Origin of the sequence: Herbaspirillum lusitanum P6-12 (assembly GCF_000256565.1) — a bacterium.
Classification (GTDB): Bacteria; Pseudomonadota; Gammaproteobacteria; order Burkholderiales; family Burkholderiaceae_D; genus Herbaspirillum; species Herbaspirillum lusitanum.
The window spans coordinates 1-3,986 of sequence record NZ_AJHH01000092.1 but is presented as its reverse complement, the minus strand read 5'-3'; the positions used below and the strand labels follow the sequence as shown (position 1 = coordinate 3,986).

The window sequence follows — 3,986 nt, the reverse complement described above, 5'->3', positions numbered from 1 at the left end:
GCCGACATGTTCGAAACCATGCGTGCCGTGCAACTGGTGATTTTCGGTTTCAAGAAGAACCAGCGCTACCCCGATGCACCCGAAGTACCGGAAACCGTGCTGATCAATCCGACCCTGACGCCGTTGAGCGACGAACAGGAGGAGGGTTGGGAGGGATGCTTGTCGGTGCCGGGTCTGCGCGGGGTGGTGCCGCGCTGGAGTCGCTTGCGCTATGAAGGCATGGACGAAAAGGGCAATCGCATTGATCGCACTGTCGATGGTTTCCATGCGCGCGTGGTGCAGCATGAGTGCGATCATCTGATCGGAGTGCTGTATCCGATGCGGATCAAGGATTTCACGCGCTTCGGCTTTACCGAAATCCTGTTTCCCGAGCTGGATCCGAACGACGACGATTGAGTCGATCAAGCCGGACCGATGAATGCATGTAATGTCTTCAGCTCATAAAAAAATCGCGTATGAAGCCTGACTTCATACGCGATTTTTCATGGCGGGTTACCGCAAGCTGGGAGGAGCGGTTCAGCCTTCCGCGACGCGCTTGCCGATATGCGCCAGCGCTTCTTCGATCTGGTCGATCAGGATCAGGCACAGATCGCCGTCCTTGAGCGACGCCAGCGCCGTATCGATGGCAAGAAATTCACCAAAGACTTCCTTCGTCACCGTCGTGCGGCGCGCATTGGTCAGGCCCTGGCGCAGCAGCGCCAGCACTTCGCCGTCGGCGCGTCCGCGCTGGCATTGATCCTGGTACAGCACGACTTCGTCGAAGGCGTCGCCGAGGATTTCGGTTTGCTGGCGGATGTCGATGTCGCGGCGGTCGCCGGCGCCGCTGATGACCACCGAGCGACGCTTGGCGGGAATGCTTTCCACGGCCTTGACCAGCGCGTTGATGGCGTCCGGATTGTGACCGTAGTCGGCGATCACGGTGGCGCCGCGATAGTCGAACAGGTTGAAGCGGCCCGGCGCGGTGCCGACGTCGCTGATGAAGGTGCGCAAGCCTGCGCGCACGATGTCCCAGTCAAGACTCAGGGCCCATGCTGCACCGACTGAGGCCATGGTGTTTTCCACTTGGAAGCCGATGCCGCCATTGCGGGTCAGCGGAATATCCTTGAGCGCCAGGCGGATTTCCTGATCGCCTTGCGCCGCCACGATGTCGTCGCCGTCGCGGAAGACCACGCGATGGCCTTGGGCGCGATGCGTCGCCATGATCGGATGAGTCGGATCAAGCGCAAAGAAGATCACTGCGCCGGGGCAGGATGGCGCCATGCTCGACACCATGGCGTCGGCGGCGTTGAGCACTGCGTAGCCGGTCGGCGCGACGTTCTCAACAATCACGCGCTTGACCACGGCCAGGTCTTCGACCGTGCTGATGTAGCTGAGGCCGAGATGGTCGCCCATGCCGATGTTGGTCACCACGGCAACGTTGCAGCGGTCGAAGCCGAGGCCTTCGCGCAGCACGCCGCCACGTGCGGTTTCCAGCACGGCAGCATCGACGTCGGGGTGGAACAGCACGTTGCGGGCGCTGCGCGGACCGCTGCAGTCGCCGGTGTCGGTGCGTTGATTGTCGATGTAGACGCCATCGGTGTTGGTCATGCCGACGCGCAGGCCCTTTTGCGCCAGCAGGTGCGTGATCAGGCGCACGGTCGTGGTTTTGCCGTTGGTGCCTGCCACTGCAACGAGCGGGATGCGCGCGTCGTCGCCATCGGCGAACATGGTCGAGATGATGGCGTCGCCGACTGCGCGGCCCTTGCCGTAAGAAGGGCTAAGGTGCATACGCAGGCCGGGAGCGGCGTTGACTTCGACGATACCGCCTTCCTGCTCTTCCAGCGGCGCGTGCACGCTGTTGCAGACGATGTCGACGCCGCAGATGTCAAGACCGACCATCTGCGCCGCAGCCACTGCGCGCGCGGCCAGTTCCGGGTGGACGTCGTCAGTGACGTCGGTGGCGGTGCCGCCGGTGGACAGGTTGGCGTTGTTGCGCAGGACGATGCGGGCGCCTTGCGGCGGGATTGATTCGGCGTCGTAGTTTTGCTTGGACAGCGTCGCCAGCGCGATGTCGTCGAAACGGATCTTGGTCAGCGAAGTCGCGTGACCGTCGCCGCGCAGCGGATCGCTGTTGACCGTGTCGACCAGTTGGCGAATGGTGTGTACGCCGTCGCCGATGACTTGCGGCGGATCGCGACGGGCCGCAGCGACCAACGTCTTGCGATCACCAGCAGGCGGTAGTCGTGGCCGGGCAGGTAGCGTTCGACGATGATTTCATCGCTGATTTTGACGGCGGCGTTGAAGGCGGCGACGATTTGTTCGCGGCTGCTGATGTTGACGGCGACGCCTTTGCCCTGATTGCCGTCACGCGGCTTGATGACGACCGGCGCGGCGATTTCCTGTGCCGCGGCCCAGGCGTCCTCGACGGTTTCCACCACGCGCCCGTTCGGCACCGGCACGCCGGCGGCGTTGAGCAGCATCTTGGTCAGTTCCTTGTCCTGCGCGATCGATTCGGCGATGGCGCTGGTATTGCTGGTCTCGGCGGCCTGGATGCGTTTCTGGCGGCTGCCCCAGCCGAATTGCACCATGCTGCCGTCGGTCAGGCGACGGAAAGGGATGCCGCGCTTGACTGCAGCGGCGACGATGGAGCCGGTGCTGGGGCCGAGACGCACGTCTTCGTCCAGTTCGCGCAGGCGCGCCAAGGCATCGGCCAGATCGAAGGGCTTGTCGTCGAGGGCGGCATTGCACAGTTCCTGAGCCAGCTCGAAGGCGAGGCGGCCGACGGCTTCTTCGCTGTATTCCACGATGACCTGATACACGCCCGCTTCGACGGTGGGTACGGTGCGGCTGAAGGTAACCGGGCAACCTGCCTGCGATTGCAGGCCCAGCGCGGCGGCTTGCAGCGCATGCGCCATGGAGACGGCCTTGACTTCGCCGGCCGGTTGCAGGAAGCCGATGTGCGGGAAGCGCGCGCGCAGGCGCACTTCAAAACCGGGCATGCCTTCGATGGCGCGCTCGACCTCGGGGCACGAGACGATGGCTTCGATCGCAGTGTGCCTGCTCCAGAGGTTAGGGCCGCGCAGTACGCGAATACGTGAAACGTCCATCAACAAGTCTTCCTGAATGTATCTGTTTTAAGTTTCTTGACCGGAGTCCGGCCTTGCTTTGGTCTGCTTTGAAAAGCTGCGCCTCAGGCCGTCTGCGCCTTGCGTTTCTTGCCTTGCTCTTCCGCCTGCTCGGTGCCGAACAATTCGATGCCTGCGCGGATCAGGTCGGCCGTGATGCCCAGGGCCCAGGTTGCAGCGACCGCGGCCAGCACGTTCTCGACCTGGTAGGCCACGGCGCCGTTTTCGGTCAGCGGGATGGCGTCCACCGAGCTGACCTTGCACTGGCGTTCGCCTTCGGCCTGGATCAGGTCGCCACCGCGCAGGAACACGGCGCGGCCGCCTTCCTTCAGGTGGCTTGCCACCAGTTCCGAGGCCGGGTCGGTGCTGAAGAAGATGACTTCGCCATCGCACAGCTGGGCCATGTCGGCCACCAGCGGATCATCGGCGTTGAGCACGGCCGCGCCGTCCGGCAGCACCAGGTCGACCTGGGTGCGCTTGACCTTGGTGGCCAGTTGCTCGGCGTTGTCGATGTAGTACTCGGGCAGGCTGTCGGCCGGATCGATGTTGGTGACCACGCCGACCTGGCAGCGGTCGTAGGCGAGGCCTTCGGAGAGAATCGAGACGCTGCCGTTTTCAAACACGGCGGCTTCGACGGCGCGGTTGAGCAACACGCGATGGGCGGCGCCCCAGTTGGCGCGATTGCCTTTTTCGACAAGGCGCTGGCCGAGGTACAGGCCGTCGCCGCAAGCCAGGCCGACATGCTTGCCGCTGAGGTCGATGATGCGTGCGACCAGGCGGGCGATGGTGGTCTTGCCGTGGGTGCCGGTGATGCCGACGATAGGGATGCGGCCGGTGTCTTCCGGCTTGAACAGGTGTTCGACGATGGCCTGGCCGACCGGG

Annotated in this window: 2 protein-coding genes and 1 pseudogene; 1 reads left to right on the top strand and 2 read right to left on the bottom strand. The window is 63.9% G+C overall.

Going from position 1 to position 3,986, the window contains the following annotated elements:
* Positions 1-396, top strand: a 396-nt coding sequence (locus tag HLUSI_RS0103250) for a peptide deformylase (RefSeq protein ID WP_016832605.1), incomplete at its 5' end; no start/stop codon positions are given.
* A gap of 120 nt (positions 397-516) precedes the next feature.
* On the opposite strand, the pseudogene cphA reads toward HLUSI_RS0103250, so the two are convergent.
* Positions 517-3,086 (bottom strand): annotated as a pseudogene (gene cphA, locus HLUSI_RS26735) (cyanophycin synthetase).
* A gap of 83 nt (positions 3,087-3,169) precedes the next feature.
* Positions 3,170-3,986: Mur ligase family protein (locus tag HLUSI_RS0103240; protein ID WP_016832604.1), on the bottom strand; the 817-nt coding region annotated here is incomplete at its 5' end.